The following is a 235-nucleotide window of genomic DNA, read 5'->3' on the forward strand; positions in this document are numbered from 1 at the left end:
CGTCAAGATTAAATTCCAGAACCCCTGATTGCTTATGCAGTCAGGGGTTTTGTTTATGTAGAAGTCCATGATTTTCACCAGCACGTTGCGAACGCAACGGTCTGGTACACAGAATTTCTTGACGACCATAGAGCATTGGAACCACCTGATCCCATCCCGAACTCAGCAGTGAAACGATGCATCGCCGATGGTAGTGTGGGGTTTCCCCATGTGAGAGTAGGTCATCGTCAAGATT

Annotated in this window: 1 rRNA gene; it reads left to right on the forward strand. The window is 47.7% G+C overall.

Going from position 1 to position 235, the window contains the following annotated elements:
- The first annotated feature begins 117 nt into the window (after window positions 1–117).
- Window positions 118–233 (forward strand): 5S ribosomal RNA (rrf, locus tag ACW9I6_RS32480).
- Window positions 234–235: the final 2 nt, after the last annotated feature.

The sequence above is a fragment of the Pseudomonas sp. SDO5522_S412 genome, assembly GCF_054071215.1.